Source organism: Acinetobacter sp. 809848, assembly GCF_000581275.1.
Lineage (GTDB): Bacteria > Pseudomonadota > Gammaproteobacteria > Pseudomonadales > Moraxellaceae > Acinetobacter > Acinetobacter pittii.
In genome coordinates this window covers 84,732-106,978 of record NZ_JEXG01000011.1, presented here as the reverse complement: position 1 = coordinate 106,978, position 22,247 = coordinate 84,732, and the positions used below count along the sequence as shown (strand labels likewise).

At 38.4% G+C, this 22,247-nt stretch carries 21 protein-coding genes; 11 read left to right on the top strand and 10 right to left on the bottom strand.

Annotation, left to right across the window (positions count from 1 at the left end; translation table 11 throughout):
* The 8 genes from J536_RS12575 to blp2 form a co-directional block, all read left to right on the top strand.
* Nucleotides 1-666 (top strand): thiamine pyrophosphate-dependent enzyme (locus J536_RS12575; protein ID WP_032063062.1); only part of this gene is annotated, 666 nt, incomplete at its 5' end.
* A gap of 140 nt (nt 667-806) precedes the next feature.
* Nucleotides 807-2,186, top strand: a complete 1,380-nt coding sequence (locus J536_RS12570; RefSeq protein ID WP_032063061.1) for an amino acid permease — start codon at nt 807-809, stop codon at nt 2,184-2,186.
* 477 nt (nt 2,187-2,663) lie between these two features.
* Complete coding sequence (locus tag J536_RS12565) at nt 2,664-3,695, top strand: substrate-binding domain-containing protein (protein WP_002118975.1); 1,032 nt, start codon at nt 2,664-2,666, stop codon at nt 3,693-3,695.
* Between the two features lie 99 nt (nt 3,696-3,794).
* A complete protein-coding gene (gene pstC / locus J536_RS12560) occupies nt 3,795-5,174 on the top strand; it encodes a phosphate ABC transporter permease subunit PstC (protein WP_002119004.1) in 1,380 nt (459 codons plus the stop codon).
* A complete protein-coding gene (gene pstA, locus J536_RS12555; protein ID WP_005073268.1) occupies nt 5,171-6,568 on the top strand; it encodes a phosphate ABC transporter permease PstA in 1,398 nt (465 codons plus the stop codon). Before pstC ends, pstA begins: the two co-directional genes overlap by 4 nt.
* A gap of 13 nt (nt 6,569-6,581) precedes the next feature.
* Nucleotides 6,582-7,484, top strand: a complete 903-nt coding sequence (pstB, locus tag J536_RS12550) for a phosphate ABC transporter ATP-binding protein PstB (RefSeq protein ID WP_005067963.1) — start codon at nt 6,582-6,584, stop codon at nt 7,482-7,484.
* 148 nt (nt 7,485-7,632) lie between these two features.
* The gene (gene sohB, locus J536_RS12545) at nt 7,633-8,595 is read left to right on the top strand and encodes a protease SohB (RefSeq protein WP_002118820.1); all 963 of its coding nucleotides are present in this window, start codon (nt 7,633-7,635) and stop codon (nt 8,593-8,595) included.
* A gap of 253 nt (nt 8,596-8,848) precedes the next feature.
* Nucleotides 8,849-11,035, top strand: coding sequence for an Ig-like repeat protein Blp2 (gene blp2, locus J536_RS12540; RefSeq protein WP_032063060.1), 2,187 nt, complete (start codon nt 8,849-8,851; stop codon nt 11,033-11,035).
* A 39-nt stretch (nt 11,036-11,074) separates the two neighbouring features.
* Here blp2 and J536_RS12535 read toward each other — a convergent pair whose 3' ends face one another.
* The 10 genes from J536_RS12535 to J536_RS12490 all read right to left on the bottom strand — a co-directional run bounded on the left by J536_RS12535 (nt 11,075) and on the right by J536_RS12490 (nt 19,394).
* A complete protein-coding gene (locus tag J536_RS12535) occupies nt 11,075-11,713 on the bottom strand; it encodes a DUF2238 domain-containing protein (RefSeq protein WP_017387269.1) in 639 nt (212 codons plus the stop codon).
* 79 nt (nt 11,714-11,792) lie between these two features.
* On the bottom strand, nt 11,793-13,181 hold the full coding sequence (purB, locus tag J536_RS12530; protein WP_032063059.1) for an adenylosuccinate lyase: 1,389 nt from the start codon (nt 13,179-13,181) through the stop codon (nt 11,793-11,795).
* Nucleotides 13,182-13,236: 55 nt separating this feature from the next.
* Nucleotides 13,237-13,968, bottom strand: a complete 732-nt coding sequence (gene hflD, locus J536_RS12525) for a high frequency lysogenization protein HflD (protein ID WP_002118587.1) — start codon at nt 13,966-13,968, stop codon at nt 13,237-13,239.
* Between the two features lie 13 nt (nt 13,969-13,981).
* A complete protein-coding gene (mnmA, locus tag J536_RS12520; protein ID WP_032035860.1) occupies nt 13,982-15,115 on the bottom strand; it encodes a tRNA 2-thiouridine(34) synthase MnmA in 1,134 nt (377 codons plus the stop codon).
* A 4-nt stretch (nt 15,116-15,119) separates the two neighbouring features.
* Nucleotides 15,120-15,608, bottom strand: coding sequence for an NUDIX hydrolase (locus J536_RS12515; protein WP_032063058.1), 489 nt, complete (start codon nt 15,606-15,608; stop codon nt 15,120-15,122).
* Nucleotides 15,609-15,707: 99 nt separating this feature from the next.
* Nucleotides 15,708-16,466 (bottom strand): DUF4262 domain-containing protein, encoded by a 759-nt coding sequence (locus J536_RS12510; RefSeq protein WP_032063057.1) that lies wholly within the window; start codon nt 16,464-16,466, stop codon nt 15,708-15,710.
* 71 nt (nt 16,467-16,537) lie between these two features.
* Entirely contained in the window at nt 16,538-17,080 is a 543-nt protein-coding gene (locus J536_RS12505; protein WP_032035857.1) for a gamma carbonic anhydrase family protein, read from the bottom strand.
* 90 nt (nt 17,081-17,170) lie between these two features.
* On the bottom strand, nt 17,171-18,319 hold the full coding sequence (gene dacC / locus J536_RS12500) for a D-alanyl-D-alanine carboxypeptidase PBP5/6 (RefSeq protein ID WP_002118558.1): 1,149 nt from the start codon (nt 18,317-18,319) through the stop codon (nt 17,171-17,173).
* 126 nt (nt 18,320-18,445) lie between these two features.
* Nucleotides 18,446-18,868 carry an MCR_0457 family protein gene (locus tag J536_RS12495; protein WP_002118406.1) on the bottom strand — a complete coding sequence of 141 codons (423 nt, stop codon included), beginning with the start codon at nt 18,866-18,868 and terminating at the stop codon, nt 18,446-18,448.
* 154 nt (nt 18,869-19,022) lie between these two features.
* Nucleotides 19,023-19,394: an MCR_0457 family protein gene (locus tag J536_RS12490; protein ID WP_032063056.1), complete on the bottom strand. Its 372-nt coding sequence runs from the start codon at nt 19,392-19,394 to the stop codon at nt 19,023-19,025.
* Nucleotides 19,395-19,495: 101 nt separating this feature from the next.
* Here J536_RS12490 and surE point away from each other — a divergent pair, with 101 nt between their 5' ends.
* The 3 genes from surE (at nt 19,496) to J536_RS12475 (ending at nt 22,237) form a co-directional block, all read left to right on the top strand.
* Nucleotides 19,496-20,266: a 5'/3'-nucleotidase SurE gene (surE, locus tag J536_RS12485; protein ID WP_032055287.1), complete on the top strand. Its 771-nt coding sequence runs from the start codon at nt 19,496-19,498 to the stop codon at nt 20,264-20,266.
* 111 nt (nt 20,267-20,377) lie between these two features.
* Nucleotides 20,378-21,205, top strand: a complete 828-nt coding sequence (locus J536_RS12480) for a peptidoglycan DD-metalloendopeptidase family protein (RefSeq protein WP_032055289.1) — start codon at nt 20,378-20,380, stop codon at nt 21,203-21,205.
* A gap of 102 nt (nt 21,206-21,307) precedes the next feature.
* Entirely contained in the window at nt 21,308-22,237 is a 930-nt protein-coding gene (locus J536_RS12475; RefSeq protein ID WP_002118686.1) for a LysR family transcriptional regulator, read from the top strand.
* The last annotated feature ends 10 nt before the right edge of the window (nt 22,238-22,247 follow it).

Sequence of the window (22,247 nt, the reverse complement as noted above, 5' to 3'; positions counted from 1 at the left end):
GCTCCAGCTCAACAAAAGTTAAGCCAAGATGTGCTTTGGAACTACATTTCAGGGTTTTTAAAAGAAGATGATGTGATTATTGGTGAAGTGGGAACATCAAACTCTGCTTTGTCAGGAATAAAGCTCCCTGCCACAGCTAAATATATTGCTCAGCCGCTTTGGGGTTCTATTGGTTACACCTTACCGGCTTTGCTTGGTAGTTTGTTAGCTGCTCCTGAGCGCCGTCAAATTTTATTTATTGGCGATGGTTCTTTCCAGCTTACGGTACAAGAGCTTTCTACAATTATCCGTCACGGTTTAAAACCAATCATTTTCTTGCTGAACAATGGCGGCTACACCATTGAGCGCCTAATTATGGGTGAAAACGCTGCTTATAACGACGTGCAAAACTGGAAATACACTGAAATTCCAGCGGTATTTAACGGTAAAAAAGGCCATACAACTTATGTTGTTGAAACTGCTGGCCAGCTCAAGAGCGTTTTAGACAATGTTCAGCAAAATGATCAGTTAACTTTCATTGAATTAAAACTACCAGCAATGGATGCGCCGGTAAGTTTGAAAAAATTTGCTTCTGTGATTGCTCGTTTTGACTACGGTGATCGCGGTTACGAAATTTTAAAGGAGCGTTCCCAACCGATTAAATGTAAGGATGCAATCTCTTTTTAAATAGAAGACAGGACAAGTCTTCTCAAAAATTAAATGGACTCATATTAAAGCTACTTATTTCCGAAGGTCGGGTTCTGGCCTTCGGATATGGTGCTGAATAAAGGTGTACAGGAAGTGACACCAACATTGGAGATAATGTTATGGATGCAAACAATAAGCACGAGTTAAAACAAGGCTTATCCAATCGGCATATTCAACTCATCGCACTCGGAGGGGCGATTGGTACAGGATTATTCTTAGGTCTTTCACAAACAATTAAATTGGCTGGTCCTTCAATTTTATTAGGATATGCAATTGCAGGAATTATTGCCTTTTTAATTATGCGCCATTTAGGTGAAATGGTTGTTGAAGAGCCGGTCAGTGGTTCTTTTAGTTATTTTGCGAACAAATATTGGGGCAAAATGGCGGGTTTTATGTCTGGCTGGAACTATTGGGTATTATATGTACTCGTCAGTATGGCTGAATTGAGTGCGATTGGGACATTTATACAGTTTTGGTGGCCTGAAATTCCGACATGGCTGACTGCTTTATTTTTCTTTATTTTAATTAACGGCATTAACTTGGTAAATGTCCGCTTTTTTGGGGAATCCGAGTTCTTATTTTCCTGCATTAAAATTGTTGCCATTTTAAGTATGATTGGTTTCGGAGCTTATCTTTTACTTTCAGGCTCAGCAGGTCCGCAAGCGGGTGTTGCAAATTTATGGCAACACGGTGGTTTCTTCCCGCACGGGATTCACGGTTTTGTCATGGCTTTAGCTGTCATTATGTTTGCATTTGGTGGCTTGGAATTAATTGGTATTGCAGCGGCAGAAACGAAGAAACCCGAAACCACTATTCCTAAAGCAGTAAATCAGATTGTGTACCGTATTTTAATTTTTTATATCGGTGCAATCGGTATTCTTTTATGTCTTTATCCATGGAACATGGTGGCAGAAGGCGGTAGTCCATTTGTTATGATTTTCCAGTCACTCAATAGTAACGGTGTTGCGAACGTTCTGAACTTTGTGGTCTTGATTGCTGCTATTTCAGTTTATAACAGTTGTATCTATTGTAATAGCCGTATGTTGCATGGTTTGGCAGAGCAGGGTAATGCTCCTGCACTTTTGAAAAAAGTAAACAGTCGCGGTATTCCGGTTCCAGCAGCAGTTGTTTCTGCATCTATTACAGCAATATGTGTGGTCGTGAATTATCTGATTCCTGGTCAAGCTTTTCAGCTCTTCATGATGCTTGTGGTGGCTGCACTTGTCATTAACTGGCTCATGATTTCAGTGACGCATTTGAAATTTACTAAAGCAATGAAATTGCAAAGACGCCAAACTAAATTCCAAAGTATTATGAGTCCTTGGAGTAATTATTTAACCATTAGCTTTGTATGCTTTATTCTTATTATTATGGCAATGACTCCAGATATGAGATTGGCAGTTATTTTAGGACCAATCTGGCTTGCTGTTTTAGCTGTGATGTACTTCTTAAAATATCGTAAAAAAATGGTTGTTCTGCCAGAAGTACAATCGAATTGATCCTTTAAATTGACAATGATATTGCGGTTATCAGCCTTAAGGTTGGTAACCCTTTATCTCTTGTCATATTATTTTCATGTTACAAAGAAATTGTTTTTTTCTAGAAATTTTTAATAATAATTTTAATGACAGAAAATATTTAAATAATAAAATTAATAAATCACTAAATTACCGTTTTTTAATATATTTATAATACCTTTTGTTTTTATATTTTATAAAAAATAAAAATTTAATATTTTTAGATAATGTCATAATATAGATTGATAGAGAGGATAAAATAATCTCTATATTTAAAATAACTAATTGATAGTACATAAAAAATATTAATGTGACAGTTAACAATATCGAAATCATTAAAGCGTCATCATACTGTAACTTAATTGTCATATTTTCTATTCACAATGCAGCTATCGAAGAGCGTACAAGCACTCAACAAAAAGTGACGTACAACCTATTGCATTAATGAGAGAGAACAGAATGCGCTTAAATCCACGTCAAATCGCAATTGCGTTAGCAGTAACTGGGGCAGCTGTAACAACGACTGCAAATGCAGCTCGTGATACGATTCAAATTGCTGGTTCTTCAACTGTATTACCATTTGCCAGCGTTGTAGCTGAAGAGTTTGGTAATACTTTCCCTCAATTTAAAACTCCTGTAGTTGGTTCTGGCGGTTCTTCTGCTGGTTTGAAACAATTCTGTCAAGGTGTTGGCGATAACACGATCGACGTTGCTAACGCTTCTCGTAAAATTAAAAGCACTGAAATCGAAGCTTGTAATAAAGCTGGTGTAAAACAAATTCAAGAAATCAAAATCGGTTATGACGGTATTGTATTCGCGTCTAACTCACACAAAGCAGCTTATAAATTAAAACCTTACCATGTGTTTGCTGCTTTAGCTGCACAGTTACCATCAAAAGGTAAATTGGTTCCAAACCCATATACAAACTGGAATCAAATTGACAAAACACTTCCAAATGAACCGATTACACTTGTAATCCCTGCATCTAACCACGGTACTCGTGAAGTTTTCCAAGAGAAAATGGTTGAAGCTGGTTGTGAAGCATATGAATACTTCAAGAGCTTAGATAAAGATGCTCAGAAGAAAGCATGTTCTACTTTCCGTAAAGATGGCCGTGTAATTGAAATCGCTGGCGACTATACAGAAACATTGGCTCGCTTAAAGACTTCTCCAAGCGCAGTAGGCGTGTTTGGTTTAAGTTTCTATGACATGAACCGTGACAAGTTACGTGTGGCAACAGTAAACAACGTTGTTCCATCTGAGAAGACAGTATTGAATGGTACATATCCTGTATCTCGCCCATTGTACTTCTACGTGAAAGGCGAACACTTAAAATCAGTTAAAGGCTTACCGCAATATGTAGAATATTTCGTAAGCAAGAAAGCAACTGGTAAAGGTTCTAAAGCTGAACGTGATGGTTTAATCGCGATGTCTGATGCTGAACGTGCAAAAGTTTTGGCTGACTTTAAAGCAGGTAAAACTGTTAAATAAGTTAGTTTGAATGAAGGCTGGTGATCTTAAGAGTTCATCAGCCTTTTTGTCTAACTTGTTTTTCCAAATTATGACAATTGAGAAAACAGTGGAGAGTACATGAATCTGCTACTTATCGGTGTGTTGTTAGCCCTCGTGGCAATTGCATATCAACTTGGGCTGAGAAAGAGCCGTAACATAGCAGGTAAGGGAAGCAACTCGGCGACGTTACATTCTCGTCCTGGTTATTATGGCGCACTGGTTGGTCTTTGGTGCGGTATCCCTGCTTTTTTAATTTTGATCATTTGGAACTTGGTTGAACCAAGTATTTTAAATCATATTATTTTTAATAATATTCCGGCGTCTGTAAGTGCTTCTCTTGATGAAGCGGGTAGAAGTGTATTGGTTGATCGTGTTCAATCAATTGCTTCAGGTTTTGGGGTGAGCGATAAACCGGCAGCCTACGAATTAGCTGCTGCTCAACAGTTTGCAAAATTTCAAACCATTGGCTCTTTTGCCAAATTTGCTGTTGTAATTTGTGCTGCTTTATTGGGTTTGGTTTGGGCAAAGAAAAAAATCAGCCAACAATATCGTGCTCGTAACCAAGTTGAACGTGCCATTAATGTTGGTTTGATTTTATGTTCTGGTGTTGCGATTTTGACAACCATCGGTATCGTAATGTCGATGTTTGGCGAAGCAATGCACTTCTTCCGTTTTGTCAGTCCAATGGACTTTTTCTTTGGTACAGAATGGAATCCTGGCTTTAGTACTTCTGGTAATGCTGAAGGCAGTTATGGTTTATTACCATTGCTATGGGGTACGCTCATGGTCAGTGGTATCGCTCTACTCGTTGCTGTACCAGTTGGATTAATGATCGCAATTTATTTAGCTGAATATGCTTCACCATGGTTCCGCTCATGGGCAAAACCAACAATTGAAGTCTTAGCTGGTATTCCAACAATTGTTTATGGTGTATTTGCCATGATGATTATTGGACCATTCTTTAAAGCAGCGGGTGCATATGTTGGTTTAGAGATTAATGCGACGAGTGCTTTAACTGCTGGCTTTGTAATGGGGATTATGATTATCCCGTTTGTTTCATCTTTGTCAGATGACATTATTACTCAAGTCCCGCGTGCACTACGTGACGGTTCTTTAGGACTTGGTGCGACTAAGTCTGAAACAATCCGTCAAGTTGTATTACCGGCAGCTTTACCTGGTATTACAGGTGCTTTCTTATTGGCAGTCTCTCGCGCCGTTGGGGAAACCATGATTGTGGTTTTAGCAGCAGGGAACAGTCCACTTTTACACGCAAATCCATTTGAAGCTGTTTCGACAGTGACAGTAACTATTGTAAAACAGTTGACTGGAGATACAGACTTCTCAAGTCCACAAGCATTGGTTGCATTCGCGCTAGGTTTAACACTATTTGTTATTACCTTGGGATTAAATATTGTAGCACTGTACATTGTGCGTAAATACCGTGAGCAATACGAATGAGTACATCAAATACATCGTCTCCTATGGATCAGAACGTATTTGATCCGAAAACTGCTGCCGAAACACGTGAACGACGTAAACAGGTTATTGAAAAATCTTTGGCTAAACGTCATCGCAAAGAAAAAGCTTTCCGTTTTGCGGGTTTCTCGGCAGTCATTATTGGTCTTGCATTCGTTGCTCTCTTGTTCGGTAGTATCTTGGCAAAAGGTTTACCTGCTTTTTGGCAAACTAGTATGAATGTTCCAATTTACTTTGACCCTAAAGTGATTGATGCGGGACCAGTACCTGTACGTACTCAAGGTGAAACACCTGCACATTACCAAGAACGTTATGTTGATTGGCAAACTAAAATGGGTATGGTCGATTGGGATGGCATCATTGTAAATGGAATGATTGCTAAAGATCCTGCACTTGCATCACAACGTGACTACTTGAGCAGCTTATATGCAAGCTCGGAAGCTTATCGTCTACGTGATATGGTTTTTGCAGATCCATCACTCATTGGTAAAAAAGAAAATATTACCTTCTTAGGTGATGCGAACGTCGATGTTTGGTTAAAAGGTAATATTGACCGTTCCTTACCAGATGATCAGCAACAACTCGATCCAGAAGTGCGTAAGCTTGCAGATGAATTAAAGGCGAAAGGTGTTCTTGAAAGTACTTTTAACTTGAACTTATTTAAGAATCCTGACTCTCGTAGTTCTCCAGCAATTAGTGGTCTTGCAGGTGCATTCATGGGTTCATTATTCATGATGCTAATCGTGATTATCATTGCGATCCCAATTGGTGTTGCCAGCGCAATTTATCTCGAAGAGTTTGCTCCAAAAAATGTTCTTACCGATATTATTGAAGTTAACATCAATAACCTTGCTGCTGTTCCTTCAATTGTATTTGGTCTACTTGGTGCTGCGATTTTCATTGGCTGGATGCATTTGCCTTTATCAGCTCCGTTGGTGGGTGGTTTGGTTTTAAGCTTAATGACACTGCCAACAGTGATTATTACCACGCGTGCTTCATTAAAAGCAGTGCCACCTTCTATTCGACAAGCGGCACTTGGTTTGGGAGCTTCTAAGTTCCAAACGATTTTCCATCACGTTTTACCGTTGGCATTACCAGGCATTATGACAGGTGCAATTATTGGTGTTGCACATGCGCTTGGTGAAACCGCACCTTTACTTTTAATTGGAATGAGTGCATTCGTTGCAAGTATTCCAGCAACTCCATTTGATCAAGCAACTGCTTTACCTGTACAGGTTTATTTATGGCAGGGTAATGAGTTGCGTAACTTCTTCGAAGGCCGTACTGCTGCTGCGATTATCGTACTACTTGCATTAATGATTGGTTTAAACAGTCTTGCAATTTGGTTACGTAAAAAGTTCGAAGTGCGTTGGTAATAGAGGATAAATCATGAATACTATTGATATTACGAATTCCTTAGAAAAGGATAAGTTAGTGAATACTGAACAATCTCAATTTACAGATAAATCGCTGAATCATGGCACTTCGTATGTTTCGCATTTTGAACCACATACTTCAAAAAAGCAGAACTCAAACGAAATTAAAATTAGTGCACAAGATGCCCATGTTTATTATGGTGATTTTGAAGCCATCAAAGGTATTGACCTAGATATTTATCAAAATGAAGTGATCGCATTTATTGGTCCTTCAGGTTGTGGTAAATCGACGTTTCTTCGTACGTTAAACCGTATGAACGATACGATTGATGGTTGCCGCGTAACAGGTAAAATTACCCTTGATAACCACAATATTTATGACCCAAATCTAGACGTTGTATTATTGCGTGCTCAGGTTGGTATGGTGTTCCAAAAGCCAAACCCATTCCCTAAATCTATTTTTGACAACGTGGCTTATGGGCCTAAACTTCACGGTTTAGCGCGTGATAAATATGACCTTGAGGAAATTGTTGAAAATAGCTTACGTAAAGCTGGTTTGTGGGATGAGGTTAAAGACCGTTTGAACCAGCCTGGTACAGGTTTATCAGGTGGTCAGCAACAACGTTTATGTATTGCACGTACCATTGCTGTTAGTCCTGAAGTGATTTTAATGGATGAGCCGTGTTCTGCACTCGATCCAATTGCAACAGCAAAAGTAGAAGAACTTATTTCTGAATTGTCGAATCAATACACAATTGTGATTGTGACTCACTCAATGCAACAAGCGGCACGTGTTTCTGATCGTACTGCTTATTTCCATTTAGGTGACTTGATTGAAGTCAACTCAACTGAAAAAGTCTTTACTCAGCCTGACCATCAGTTAACGGAAGCGTATATTACTGGTCGCTTCGGTTGATTAATAAACAATAAAAGAAAAAGAGCCACGTGCTCTTTTTTTTATTTTATAAATGAAAATGACTCTATTTTGCAAAATCGCTATTGAATTTTAATCAAAAGGACCACATCTTAAGGCTATAAAGATAAACTTATGAGCTTAGAATTTTATGTTATTCCATTTGCCTAAACTCCCTGCGGAAATACGTGTCAGCCATTTAAATGCACGTGTCAATGAACAGAGAAAAAAAATTGCGCAAACTACGGCAAGCCGTTTAGAACTTTTACAATTAGCTCAACAACTTGCTAAAGAAGCTAAAATTCGCCGTAAAAATAATCAGAAGATTTTTGTTTTAGATTTCAAAGGTGATATTCAAGCTTCGGCAGTTGAAAACTTGCGTGAAGAAATTACCCTGATTTTAGCAACTGCTAAAGCAGGACGTGATCGTATTGTAGTTCGTCTTGAAAGCCCAGGTGGTATGGTGCATGGTTATGGTCTAGCAGCAGCTCAGTTGGTGCGTTTACGCGATGCAGGTTTTCATTTAACAATTTGTGTTGATAAAGTCGCTGCAAGTGGTGGCTATATGATGGCATGTATTGCAAATGAAATTATTGCAGCGCCGTTTGCTATTGTGGGTTCAATTGGTGTGGTTGCTCAAGTTCCAAACTTTAATCGCCTTTTAAAAGAACACAATGTGGATTTTGAGCTTTACACAGCAGGGCAGTATAAGCGTACTGTAACTATGTTTGGTGAAAATACGCCTGAAGGTAAAGCGAAGTTCGAAGAAGAGTTGCAACAAACTCATGTCTTATTTAAGCACTTTGTAGAAAAATATCGCCCACAGCTTAATGTTGATAAGGTAGCGACAGGTGAGCATTGGTATGGTGAAGATGCTCTAGATTTGAACCTTGTTGATAAATTACAAACATCTGATGAGTACTTATTAGCTTTATTGCCGCAACATGATGTGTATGTCATTAATACACGTAAGAAAGCGACTTTAGGTGAAAAGCTGGGTTTACAAGCAGCGCAAATGGCAGATAGTTTGATTCCTACTGTAATGAGCAAAGTCATGGAAAGCCTAGCAAAAGCGAACACGACGCTTGTACAGGTACGTGATCCAAAACTATAAGTTTATCTAATTCAAATGTTATAAAAGACCAGCTTAAATGCTGGTTTTTTTATAAAGTTAATATTCAAAATTGTCTTATTAAATACGCTTAGATTTTTAATGGAAAGTAAAAAATAAATATTGATAAATATAATTTTTGAATTGTGATAAACACATGGTTTTGATATTTTAAACAGCAATAAAATAGCTTTTAAATGAAATATTTAAAAAGTTAGACATTTAAAAATATAACTGAAATTTAGGACAGGAAATAATGACAAGAATAATTGTAGCATCCAAAGAGGGTTTGGACGTTCTGCAAGATGGTCAGCTCAATAAGGTAGTGTTAAGTAAACCTTCTATTATTCAAATTGGCGTAAGTCAAAAAGATATAGCATCGGTGGAAAAACAAGGTGGAAGTCTAGTCGTCCATTTAAAAAATGGAGAGACTATTGTCTTAGAAAATTTCTTTAATGAAGCAACGAATACAACAGAACATTCACTTGTTCTTCCGACTGAACATGGAAAATTTGTTGAAGCACGATTTGATGCTCAGGGCAAGGTAATCGACTATACAGGTTTAAACCATGTCACAGATTTAGCCTATACCAGCACGAGCCAACCAGCCTCAACAATGGCGGTTGATGATTCCCCAACTTTTTCGATGGGTAACGTGCTAAAAGCAGGTTTAGCGGTTTTAGCCGCTGAAGGTTTATATCTTTGGGCTTTTGATAATGATGACAAAGATGACTCGCCTGTTAATGTTCCAACCACTGCGAAACCAACAGAAGTAAAACTTGCAGATGATGCGGTTACGGTCACTGGTAAAGCCGAAGCTAATGCAAAAATTTATATTAAAGATTTAAGTGGAAATGTAATTGCTTCAGGTAACGCAGATGCAAGTGGTAATTTTACGATTAAGCTCGATAAACCTTTGACAGATGGAAATAAATTAAATGTTTCAGCTCAAAGTGAAGGTGGTAAAGAGTCTAGTGCTTATTCTATTACAGGTACGAAAGATACAATTGCTCCAGATGCTCCCCAGACTCAGCTGAGTGATGATGGCTCATTGGTAACTGGTAAAACTGAAGCAAATGCAAAAATCACTGTTTATGATGCTAGTGATAATGTACTAGGCACTGTAACTGCAAATAAAGATGGTATTTTTTCTTTAAAGCTTACTCCTCCATTGACGAGTGACGCGGGTGGAAAAGTTATAGCTGAAGATGCTGCAGGCAATAAATCTGAACCAACTAAAATTATTGCCGGAAAGGATACTTTCGCTCCGGATGTACCTTTAGTTGAAGTCAATAAAGAAGGTACCACGGTCGAAGGACAAACTGAGCCTAATGCAAAAGTTCAGATAAAAGATGCTGATGGTAAAGTAATTGGTACGGGTACTGCAAACGCTCAAGGCGAATTTCAAATTACGCTTTCTCCAGCATTAAAAGAGTCACAAAAGGCAACAGTTGTTGTTGAAGATGCAGCAGGTAATACCTCTAAACCTTTAGAAGTTTCTCCAAGTTATGACTCTATTGCACCTGATAAACCTGTTGCTCAAATTAATGCTGATGGAACAACCGTAACAGGTACAACCGAAGCAAATGCAAAAGTTGAAATTAAAGATACGACAGGTAAGGTCATTGGTACGGGAACGGCAGATGCAAATGGAAAATTTACAATTACGATTTCGCCTGCTTTAACTGATAACAAACATGCTTCAGTTGCGGCTATTGATAGTGCAGGAAATAAATCTGAGGTTCTTGATATTATTGGTACTAAGGACACAACACCACCTGCAAAACCTGTTTTAAACAGTGTGGATGATGATGTTGGTGCTCTAAAAGGTGCGATTACTGCTGGTTCAGAAACTGACGATGCAAGACCAAAGCTGACAGGCTCAGGTGAGGCAAATGCAACTTTAACCATTTATGATAATGGTGTTGCTATTGGGATTGTAAATGTAAGTAGTAGTCGATCATGGAGCTTTACACTCGATAAAGACTTAGCAATTGGTAAACATACGATTACTTTAACTCAAACAGATGCAGCAGGCCTTACAAGTGAAGTGAGTTCACCATTTACGTTTTATGTGGTCGCTCCAAAGGTTACAAGTTTAAGTGAGGTAGCTGTTGATACTGCTCATACAGAAACTGTATCTGTTGCTGATAGTGCTGGGTTAAATACATTAAAGTTAGTACAAAGCACAACAAATGAAACGGATAGCCAGCAGCAGAAATCTGTGCCAATAGATGATTTGTTAAAAAGCTCTACGTCTAGTGAACCAGACCCAATTGAAACTCTTTTGTCTTCAGCGGCATTAAAGCCTACTCAGGTAAATGATCAGAGTGATATAACTACGAACGCTAGTAATATCACTGCCAATCTTGAGCATGTTTTACCTGATACAACTTCTTCAGTTTTACAAAGCCTTTTAGAACAAACTTATCCTGTTGTCTAAAGTGATCTTAAAAAAAGCGCCCATTGAGCGCTTTTTTATTTATGAGTTATTTGTTTTAGATGGAAGCATCAGTGCAAGAAGTCCATAGAAAATTGCCCCAATAGTCGCTAACAGCATATCTTTATGGGCATCCCACATATCGCCTTGTTGCCCATTATAATTTTCGGCTTCTTCGGGAGATAATCCAATAGCAATTGCCCATTCAATAAGTTCATATAAAACACTTGATGCCATTACAAATTGAACTACTAATAAAAAAAGACTGAATGGCTTTACTGATGGTAACCACACTTGAAACACGCGATAAGTAAGAGGGTAGAGAAAAATACCATAGGCAAGATGAACCAAACGATCATACATATTACGGGACCAACCCATGTATTGATCTAAATTAAAATTGAATACCTGTTGTATCCAATCATTGTATGGAACGTATGAATAAAGGTAATGTGCGCCAACAATATGGATGAGCAAAAACAGCAGATAGAAAGTAAAACTTAAAAAATCGAGTCCAATCTTCTTAAAAATAACAAAGAGCAAAATCAACATAAACACTGTGCCCGCTTGATGAAGTAAATAGGCTTCAAATTCAAGAGGCTGAATAGCTGAAATGACAATCGCAATCAAAAGCAAGCCAAGAGCAATATAGTGTTTAAGTTTGAATTGTTTTTCGATCATTTTATGAAGTCTTTATTGTGATTTATATGAGTGTAATAAAAAAGCGAAGCCTAAGCTCCGCTTTTTGTAAACTTTTTAATTAGATTTTGCTAATTAAATCGTTAATTTGTTTCGCTTGTTCAGCTGCATTACCTGTGTAAGTTGCAGGCGTAAGTTCAGCTAAGCGCGCACGTTCTTCGCTTGGTACTTGAGAAAGCTCTTCACCATTTACGAAATTAACCATCATGTCACGCGTCATTGCTTGACCACGAGTTAATGCTTTTAATTTTTCGTATGGTTTTTCAATATTGTAGCGACGCATTACAGTTTGAATTGGTTCAGCTAAAACTTCTTGAGCTTGGTCTAAATCTTCATTTAAACGGTTTGCATTTAACTCAAGTTTACCAACACCTTTTAAGCACGCATCGAAAGCAATTAAGCTTTGTGCAAAACCAACACCCATATTACGTAATACAGTTGAGTCAGTTAAATCACGCTGCCAGCGTGAAATTGGTAATTTTTCACCTAAGTGAGCCAATACTGCATTTGCAATACCTAAGTTACCTTCAGAGTTTTCAAAGTCAATTGGGTTAACTTTGTGTGGCATTGTTGATGAACCAACTTCGCCTTCTTTCAATTTTTGTTTGAAATAACCTAAAGAGATGTAACCCCATACGTCACGGTTAAAGTCGATTAAAATCGTATTGAAACGACGTAACGCATCAAACAACTCTGCCATGTAGTCATGTGGTTCGATTTGAGTTGTATAAGGGTTGAATGCTAAACCTAAAGATTCAACAAAAGCTTGTGCGTGAGCAGCCCAATCAACATCTGGATAAGCAGAAAGGTGAGCATTGTAGTTACCTACAGCACCATTGATTTTGCCAAGTAACTCAACGTTTTCAAATTGTTTGATTTGACGAGCTAAACGGTATGCCACGTTCGCCATTTCTTTACCCAAAGTTGTTGGGCTAGCAGTTTGACCGTGTGTACGAGACAACATTGGTTGTTCAGCGTGAGTCGTTGCCAAAGCAGAGATCGCATTCAGGATTTGCTTCATGCTTGATACTAAAACTTCACGACCATTTTTAAGCATAAGCGCGTGAGACAAGTTGTTGATGTCTTCAGAAGTACATGCAAAGTGAATGAATTCACCCGCATTTTGTAATTCTGCGATACCGGCAATTTTCTCTTTTAAGAAATACTCAACTGCTTTAACGTCATGGTTAGTCGTACGTTCAATCTCTTTAATACGATTTGCATCTTCTTCAGAGAAGTTGCTAACAATTGCATCTAAAGCTGCATTTGTTTCGTTTGAAAAAGGTGCAACTTCAACAATTTCTGGACGGTTAGAAAGTGCTTGTAACCAACGCACTTCTACAGTGACACGAGCATGGATTAAACCAAACTCAGAAAGAAAAGGGCGTAGCGCATCACATTTGCTGGCATAACGTCCATCTAATGGTGATAGTGCGGTTAAAGCGTTCATAACGATTCCTTAATGTTGGAATAAACATAAAACTAAAAAAATCTCGTTTATAGTCTTAAACGACTTGGTACTGTAAACGAGCAAGTGCTTGAATATCCTGTAGCAATTTACGTTTGCTAAAAATCATGTTCCATGAACTACCGCCGAGTTGTCGCCATAAATGGGCCATTTGTAAGCCAGTAAACAGACAAGCACGGATGCGGTTAGTATGGTTGGTATCTTTAAATGCTTCTGCATTACCACGAACTAAAATGCGTGGGTTAATCTGGCCAGCCGTATCAACATAAGTTTGCGCCAAATTAGCTAAAATGCTCGGGTGTAAGTAGTTATTATCAAAAAAAGAAAGCTGTTTTAAAATTTTCTGCTGAGCTTTTTCAATGATTGCGACATATTCAGGGTTACTATAAACCTTTTTTTCTAGCTGTAAGAGCGACATCGCGTAGGACATTGGCAGTTTGGCCGTGCCCATTTTTGGAAGGCGAGACTTAGGCATGTTTGAAAAAGGTTGAGTAATACAATTTTCGAGTGTTTTAAGCCCTAAAGAGATATCTGCCAACTGATTAAAAAAATCTAAGGTTTGAACACCATTGTTGGCTGTAGGGCGAATATTTAAACTTGCTTTGATTAATAGTTCAAAATAGAAGTTACCACTTTCACCAATACTTTGCTGACCCGTCATGGCTGTCATATGGGTGAGCTGAGTGGCCTGAAATACCCCAGCCAAGGCAAGGGCACGGTTTTGGCGAACATTCAAGGCTTGTGATTGTTGAAATGGTAACTCCACCATGCCATTCATTCCCTTAAATAAAATTTGGTGTAGGGGCATTTGTATGGTGAATGACACCCCCGCCTAAGCAAACTTCATCTGAATAAAATACAACGCTTTGACCCGGTGTAACAGCACGCTGAGGTTCATCGAACTCAACGCGAACACCGTGTTCAGTGTTTTCATCAATAAAAATTGTACATCCCTGATCAGGTTGGCGATAACGCGTTTTAGCTGTACAGCGTAATCCCTCAACTGGAATATTTTGTTCACCAGCTACCCAGTCAATTGACTCACTCCACAGTTGAGTACTTTGCATGAGTGGGTGTTCATGTCCCTGACCAACAACGAGGCGATTATTGGCAAGATCTTTATGTAGTACGAACCATGCACCTTCAGCTGCACCTTTCAAACCACCTAGACCAATTCCACCACGTTGACCGAGCGTATAGTACATCAGACCGTGATGTTCACCAACTTCTTTACCTGTATCAAGTACAATTTTCCCAGGCTGAGCGGGTAAATATTGTTTAAGGAAGTCATTAAAACGACGTTCCCCAATAAAACAGATTCCTGTTGAGTCCTTTTTCTTGGCTGTAGCAAGATCAAGTTCTTCAGCAATTCTGCGAACTTCAGGTTTTTCGATTTCGCCGACTGGAAATAATGTTTTATTAATTTCTCTACCATGAACGGCATGTAAGAAATAGGTTTGGTCTTTATTGTTATCTACACCACGTAATAATGGTGCGTATGCTTCGCCTTTAGAGTTATATGCGGTTTCACCACGGCGTGCGTAATGACCCGTTGCGATGAAGTCTGCACCTAAAGTCATGGCATGATCTAAAAATGCACGGAATTTAATTTCTTTATTACATAAAATATCTGGATTTGGCGTACGACCAGCAGCATATTCAGCTAGGAAAAGTTCAAACACTCGATCCCAATATTCCATCGCAAAGTTTGCTGTATGCAGCTTAATACCGATTTTATCAGCTACTGCTTGGGCATCAGCTAAGTCTTCCATTGCCGTACAGTATTCCGTGCCGTCGTCTTCCTCCCAGTTCTTCATGAAAAGACCTTCAACTTGATAACCCTGTTGAAGTAAAAGTGCTGCAGAAACAGAAGAGTCTACACCACCAGACATACCGACGATGACACGTTGTTGCATAGGACTAGGCATCCAAATGAGAAGTTAATGAGGGAGAGAAGGGGTGCTCATAAATAAGCGATAAAGGATAATGGTGGCCTTTCATAGCATCTTCAACTGCTTTTAGCACAAGAGGACTGCGAGCACGGGCAGATTCTTTAAGTTCATCGGGTGTCATCCACACAGCAGCGATAATACCTGTGTCGAGTTGAGGATCACTTTCAACCTGAGTTACATGTGCTAGAAAACAGAAACGGTAATAAGTGCGATCGGGAAACATTGGCGGGGTATAAGTATAAATACCAAGCAAGGCATCAATTTCAACATGATGGCCTGTTTCTTCAAGTGTTTCTCGAATGGCAGCTTCTGTTAATGACTCACCACATTCTACATGACCGGCAGGTTGGTTAAATACTGTGTGCACAAAACCTTCGCTATGCTCTTCTACAAAAAGATAGCGTCCGTCTTTTTCTACGACTGTAGCAACAGTGACATGAGGAGTCCATGCGGCCATAAAAAAGCACCATGATTTAAAAGACGTATAATACGAAATTTAGGTGTTTTTGGCTACGATAAGATTTTTATAGATTAGAGTATTATTTTATAAATCTTTTTACTCATCAAGATTTGTTCTTTGCCATGAATTATTAATGGAGACTCTCTCAGCAGTTTGGCCGTAGTCAAGATCAAAAACTTCATTTAAGCTCGAATCTCTTAATATCATTTGTTCTAAGGCGACAAGACGAATATCTTCAGGTTCTTGATTACCTGTCAAAAATTGCCAATCTCCATCATGATCATGTACAACTCTTAAAATAGGTTGATTGAACTCCAGACACTGTCGAGTGGTGAAAACCCCTAAATTTTTGGCCTCTCTAAATTTAAAATCAGCATTTCGATCTAGTAAAGGCTGATCATAAATAAACTCTTCTTGATATCCATCTTCCCAAGGAAATTTGTCATTGCGATCAGTCCAGACTAATTGTAAAGCTGAGAATTTATTATGTTGGTAATAATTTAACGCCCCACCAAAATAATCATCAATATTCCTGAAGTCTACAGGTAAAAACTGAGCACGACTTTCTTTAAAAAACTGATCATCATAATCTTGATAGGAGGTAATTTTTTCGCCATTTTTAATTAGGTTTGCTACATCATTAATAATGAGATGAGCTAGATCCGTAGGTAATCCAAAACAAATAATTTCAGGATGCTGATAACTCTCATATAAACCCACACTGTAACTGAAAGAAGGTAAATAGTTCGTTGCACTAATTCCCATAACTTGTAATCCATATTTTTCAATATTGATTTTGATTTGGTTTATTAGCTCATGTTCAGTAGGGCAATTATGGGTATTATCTAAGCTCATTATTTATTTCTCAAAGGTTTCTTATTTTTGTAAGTGCAATATATGTATCAATTAAACTAAAAATAGCAAAGTTAGACTTCACTATTTTTATGATTATTTTGCACTTTTACATAATGTCTTGCTGAATAAGGAAGAAACGCCAGTTCTTTTTCAGTCAATGGTCGCACTTGTTGTACGGGGCTTCCTACATAGAGATAACCGCTTTTTAAGACTTTGCGAGGCGGAACTAAACTTCCTGCACCAATCATCACATCATCTTCAATAATCACGTCATCTAGAATAACGGTGTTGATTCCGACTAAAACACGGTTGCCAATGGTACAGCCATGTAAAGTCACATGGTGTCCAACCGTTACATCTTCACCAATAATCAGAGGTGAGCCATTCGGTTTGGCATCATTTTTATGGCTTACATGTAACATACAATGGTCTTGTACGTTACTGTTTTTGCCAATTTGAATACTATTTACGTCACCACGGATGACTGCAAAAGGCCAGACAGAAACATTTTCAGATAAGCTAACGTCACCAACCACAACAGCCATTTCATCGATATAACATGTTTTATCTACTTGAGGGTGGTGTTCAAGATAAGGACGAATGTTCTTTGCCATAAGAAGTATCAAAATAAAATTTAGTCGAATTATAAAATAAAAAAGCACTCAGGCTAAATAGCATGAGTGCTTAATTCAACTATTCAAAAATTAGAATAAGTTGCTGAAGAATTGCTTGATATGGTCGATTAAACGAGCAAAGAAACCTGCTTCTTCAACTGGCTTTAATGCAACTAACGGCTTTTCAGCAATTACTTTGCCGTCTAGGCTAGCAACAAGCTTACCGACAACTTGACCTTTTTGAAGTGGTGCATTTAAGTTAGGTTGAACCACTAACTGAGTTTTAATGCCATCAGCTTTACCTTTAGGCATAGTCACACTAAAGTTTTCAGCTAAACCAACTTGAACTTCATCTTCTTTACCAAACCAAACTTTTGCTTTTGCAAGAACCTGATTGGCTGGTTGAACATTTGCAGTTTCAAAGTTTGCAAAGCCCCAAGCCAGTAATGTACGCGTTTGGTCTGCACGTTCAGACATGCTTGGAGTACCAAAAATCACTGAAATTAAACGCATTGGACCGCGTTTACTTGAAGTAGTTAAGCAGTAACCAGCTTCATCTGTATGACCTGTTTTTAAACCATCTACACTTGGGTCGGTGTAAAGCAAGGCATTACGGTTACCTTGTTTAATACCATTAAAAGTAAATTCTTTTTCAGAGTAAATTGGGTAGTATTTTGAGCTGTCTTTAATAATATGTTGTGCTAACACAGCCATATCTTTTGCAGTTGAATAGTGGCCTTCAGCTGGCATACCAGTCGAGTTAATAAACTGGGTGTTTACCATGCCGATACGTTTTGCTTCCTGATTCATCATATGAGCAAACGTGCCTTCATTTCCTGCAATATGTTCAGCCATTGCTTTTGATGCATCATTACCTGATTGGATAATAATACCGCGGAGCATTTCTAGAACTGTCGCTGTACCGTTTAAAGGAACATACATACATGATTCAGAGCTACTTCCTTTACACCATGCAGACTCGTTCATACGAACCTGCTCATTTTCAGTCAGTTCACCTTTTAATAATTTTTGTTCAATGATGTAACTGGTCATCATTTTTGTCATAGACGCAGGTGCAAGCTTTTCGTTTTCATTTTTAGAAGCGAGAATTTGGCCTGTCTCATAATCCATTAATACATAAGACTTATTATTTAATTCTGGCGGAGCTGATAAGACAGTTGCTGCATAAGAAAAACTTGGTAAGAGGAGTAGTGCAGCAATAGCGCTTTTTCGAGTCATTCTAGGTAATTCCAATATCTTGTATGAAGCAGAAGAGCCTAGCATTTTAGGATAAAGCAAAGCCGACTTCTACGGGAGAAGTCGGCTTTTTCAAACAGTATTGTAACTCAAGAGTTTTTTACTAATTTAGTTTTGCGATTGATATGCTTTCACGTCTTGGCAAACTAATGTGTTTTGTTCATCACCAGCAGCTTTCGCATCGCTACGTGCTTCTTTTAAGTATTTCTTGAAAGCTTTGTCTTTACTACGTTTTTCTAATGCAGAAACAGCATCAGTTTCATTTGGTAGGTAGTCTTTAACTAAACGTTCATAGCCTTGAGCAAAATCAGCGTCTTTTTTACCAATCAAACTTGGACAAATTTCAGAAAGCACTTGAATTGCAGCTAATTCTTCAGGAGTCGTGCCTTGTTGTGGAGTCACTTCAACAACGTTTTCATTTTCGGTTTTCTTTTCAGTTGTTTTCTTCTTATCAGCAGCAAAACCAGCTGTTGCCATGCTCATAAGTAAAACCAAAGAGAGCGATTGAACTAAGCTTTTCTTCATAAACATCGATAACCCAAAATAAAATTTCTAAATATGCCGTTAGCTTAACCAATTTAGAGTTTAAAAAAATGGAAAAAATGTATTGTTATGTTGGTTTTCTGCTTAATGGCAAACAGAAAACCCAAAATGAATAAGTCTCTATATCACAAAAGAGTAAGATCTATTCTTTATAATTAACGATCTCTTCACAGAGCTCATGTTGTTCATGATGGTCCATTTGTTTTGCTGCAAGACGTGCTTCTTTTAATAAAGTTTTAAATTCAGCATCGTTTTGTAGAGTCGCTAAGGTCATTGATTTATTTGAATAACCACTTAAATACATTGCAATAATCTTTTGAGCATTTGACTCAAGTTTTTTATTTGTTCCGACAAAAGCTGGGCAGATTTCCTGCAAAACTTGCGTTGCGGCAATGTCATCTTTAATTAAGCTATCAGCCTCTTGTGTTGAGATATCCTCATCTGCAAAAACCGCTTGCGTACACAATGTGATACTGATCCCCAATACCTGAAAAAAAGGAGCGAAAGTTTTCATTTTTTCACAATTTTATAATGCTATGGAGGCATAAATATATATAATTCAACAAATAATTCAATTGTGAAAACCTTTAGGTTTATTTGTAGAGAAAGATTTTAGTGAATATTTTAATTGCGAATGATGACGGTGTTTTTGCGCCAGGTATACAGGCTTTAGCTGAAGCATTAAGACCACTTGGACGCGTGGTTGTGGTTGCGCCAGAAAGTGAAAGAAGTGGTTTCTCAAGTGCATTAACATTGGATCGACCATTACGCCCCATTCAAATTGCCGAAGATGTTTGGGCAGTGAATGGTACACCAGCAGATTGTGTTTATTTATCCATGAATGGATTGTTTGATTTTGAGTTTGACTTGGTCGTGAGCGGAATCAATAGTGGCGCGAACTTAGGTGATGATGTTTTATATTCGGGAACGGTAGGGGCCGCATTTGAAGGTCGTTTAATGAAACAACCTGCAATCGCTGTGTCTTTAGCAGGTCCTGATGTGCGTGCCTATAACAATAAAGAAGATTATGCTCAGGCTGCTCAGTGGGTACATGATTTTATTGCAAGCGGATTACCAGCTTTGCCTCCGCGACATATCTTTAATATCAATATTCCTGACGTACCGCAGTTAAAAGGGGCGCAGATTACATATCAAGGTCGCCGTGCTCAATCTAAGCCTATTACCAGTCATGTCGATCCACGAGGCCGTCAAGTTTACTGGATTGGACTAGCAGGTGAGGCGGTTACAGATCCGCAACGTGTTTCTAGCCAGATTCAATCTGATTTCTTTGCCGTTGCAAACGGTTATGTAAGTGTTACCCCTATTCAAATGGATGCAACAAATTACGCTGTTTTAGAAGATTTACAGATCAGTTTGAGTCAATAATTTGCCTCGAATGTTATAACTTTGTGAATAAAGAAAAAGAGGAACGTGTTTCCTCTTACTTTTTTGGTACTCTTAGCCGAAATGATTTGTAGCATTTAGTGAGGGAGATCAATGCATTTAATTGGGCAACAAAGCAGAGTGCATATCCAAAAAGACAAAATAATGAAAATTATGTTGTTGTCTGTGGCTGTAGGTTTTACCGTTGCTATGGCAGGGTGTGCTTCTAAACCACAAATTAATAATAGTTCTCGCTATGCAATGGCTCCTAACTATTACACAGTTCGTTCAGGTGATACTTTAAGTGGTATCGCAATGCGTTATGGTCTCGACTATATTAGTATTGCCGAAATGAATGATATTGCTCCGCCATATCGTATTTATGTTAATCAGTCTTTGCGTTTGAAGAAAGGTTCTTCACCAAGAACAGTATCTACGCAAGTCATAGCACAACCTGAGCAAATCAAACGTCAAACTATTGCTCTACCAACCACACAACCTGTTACACCAGTAACTCAGCCTACAACGACCGCACCATCAACGAATACGACAGTGACCTCGGTTGCACCAAATTCTAGTTTACGCTGGATAAAACCGAATAATGGACCAGTGATTCAAGGGTTTAATTTGGCAAATAATGTCAAAGGAATCCGTTATGGTGGAAATCAGGGGGACCCTATTTATGCCGCAGCAGATGGTCAAGTTGTCTACGCAGCTGATGGCTTAAAAGAATACGGCAATCTGGTTTTAATTAAGCATATTGACGGCTATATCAGTGCCTATGCCCACAATAGCAAGATGTTGGTGAAAAGCGGTGACAATGTAACTGCTGGACAAAAAATTGCCGAGATGGGCTCTACTGGGGCTTCTCAGGTCATGCTTGAGTTCCAGATCCGTTTGGATGGAAAACCAATTAATCCTATAAATCTTTTACCAAAATAGCTAATGCATAAAACTTAGGTTTCCTCGTATAATATAATTGGTTGCTTTCATTACAACAATAAGCATTTTTTTATAAATTTAGAATTAGATTTGAGGAAACCTATGTTAGATCAGCTTCGTGCGATGGGTGTTTTTGCTTGTGTGGTTGAAAAAAGTTCATTTAGTGGTGCGGCACGTGAATTAGGAATTACAACAAGTGCGGTGAGCCAGCAGATTCGATCCCTTGAGCATGAAATGGATGTAATTCTATTACATCGCTCCACGCGTAAACTCAGTTTGACAGAAGCCGGACAGGCTTTTTTTTCAAGCTGTCAAGAAATGTTGGCGGCTGCTGAAAGGGGGAAAATCAGAATTAATGAGTTGAGGGATGACTTAATTGGGGATTTGCGTATCGCAACTACTCCTGATTTAGCAGTTCAGCACCTCATTCCTGCGTTATCTCACTGGATGTCAGCTCATCGCGGTTTATCTGTGCATTTTGAAGTTGGGCATCGTTATATCGACTTAATTGAAGAGCGAATTGATATTGCAGTGCGCATGAGTTCTACGCCGGTAGAAGAAAGCAGCTCTGTCATTCCGATGGCTTTTGTCGATCAGATTTTGGTAGCTTCTCCAAGTTATCTGAATCAATCTAGTCCAATTGTGCATCCTAATGATTTAAGAGATCATGAGTTATTATCAATTAATGTCATGAATGACGCGCACCATTTCCATTTTCAACATGTAAAAACGGGTGAAACACTTAATGTTGAAATGCAAAGCCGTTTGCAAAGCAATAATTTACAAGTTGCAAAAGCGTTATGTCAGCAAGGACATGGTATTGCAAGAATTTTATATTTAGATGCTCAAAAAGAGTTAAAAAATGGTTCTTTAATTGAACTCATGCCAGATTGGAAATTACCAACTTTTACTTTGTATGCAGAAGTTGCCAAGCATGACCAACAGCCAATGAAAATTCAGCGCTGTGTTGAAGCACTTAAACAATATTTTAGTCAGTTAGCAGGAGGACGAGCGATCCAAATCGTTCGTTAATTTTGCCACT

Coding starts and splice junctions, on each gene's coding strand:
- hflD (WP_002118587.1), bottom strand. CDS start 13,968: ATGGTGGAGTTACCATTTCAACAATCACAAGCCTTGAATGTTCGCCAA.
- J536_RS12495 (WP_002118406.1), bottom strand. CDS start 18,868: ATGTTTATGAAGAAAAGCTTAGTTCAATCGCTCTCTTTGGTTTTACTT.
- purB (WP_032063059.1), bottom strand. CDS start 13,181: ATGAACGCTTTAACCGCACTATCACCATTAGATGGACGTTATGCCAGC.
- dacC (WP_002118558.1), bottom strand. CDS start 18,319: ATGACTCGAAAAAGCGCTATTGCTGCACTACTCCTCTTACCAAGTTTT.
- pstC (WP_002119004.1), top strand. CDS start 3,795: ATGAATCTGCTACTTATCGGTGTGTTGTTAGCCCTCGTGGCAATTGCA.
- mnmA (WP_032035860.1), bottom strand. CDS start 15,115: ATGCAACAACGTGTCATCGTCGGTATGTCTGGTGGTGTAGACTCTTCT.
- J536_RS12475 (WP_002118686.1), top strand. CDS start 21,308: ATGTTAGATCAGCTTCGTGCGATGGGTGTTTTTGCTTGTGTGGTTGAA.
- J536_RS12490 (WP_032063056.1), bottom strand. CDS start 19,394: ATGAAAACTTTCGCTCCTTTTTTTCAGGTATTGGGGATCAGTATCACA.
- J536_RS12515 (WP_032063058.1), bottom strand. CDS start 15,608: ATGGCCGCATGGACTCCTCATGTCACTGTTGCTACAGTCGTAGAAAAA.
- J536_RS12510 (WP_032063057.1), bottom strand. CDS start 16,466: ATGAGCTTAGATAATACCCATAATTGCCCTACTGAACATGAGCTAATA.
- sohB (WP_002118820.1), top strand. CDS start 7,633: ATGTTATTCCATTTGCCTAAACTCCCTGCGGAAATACGTGTCAGCCAT.
- pstA (WP_005073268.1), top strand. CDS start 5,171: ATGAGTACATCAAATACATCGTCTCCTATGGATCAGAACGTATTTGAT.
- J536_RS12505 (WP_032035857.1), bottom strand. CDS start 17,080: ATGGCAAAGAACATTCGTCCTTATCTTGAACACCACCCTCAAGTAGAT.
- blp2 (WP_032063060.1), top strand. CDS start 8,849: ATGACAAGAATAATTGTAGCATCCAAAGAGGGTTTGGACGTTCTGCAA.
- J536_RS12565 (WP_002118975.1), top strand. CDS start 2,664: ATGCGCTTAAATCCACGTCAAATCGCAATTGCGTTAGCAGTAACTGGG.
- J536_RS12480 (WP_032055289.1), top strand. CDS start 20,378: ATGCATTTAATTGGGCAACAAAGCAGAGTGCATATCCAAAAAGACAAA.
- J536_RS12535 (WP_017387269.1), bottom strand. CDS start 11,713: ATGATCGAAAAACAATTCAAACTTAAACACTATATTGCTCTTGGCTTG.
- J536_RS12570 (WP_032063061.1), top strand. CDS start 807: ATGGATGCAAACAATAAGCACGAGTTAAAACAAGGCTTATCCAATCGG.
- pstB (WP_005067963.1), top strand. CDS start 6,582: ATGAATACTATTGATATTACGAATTCCTTAGAAAAGGATAAGTTAGTG.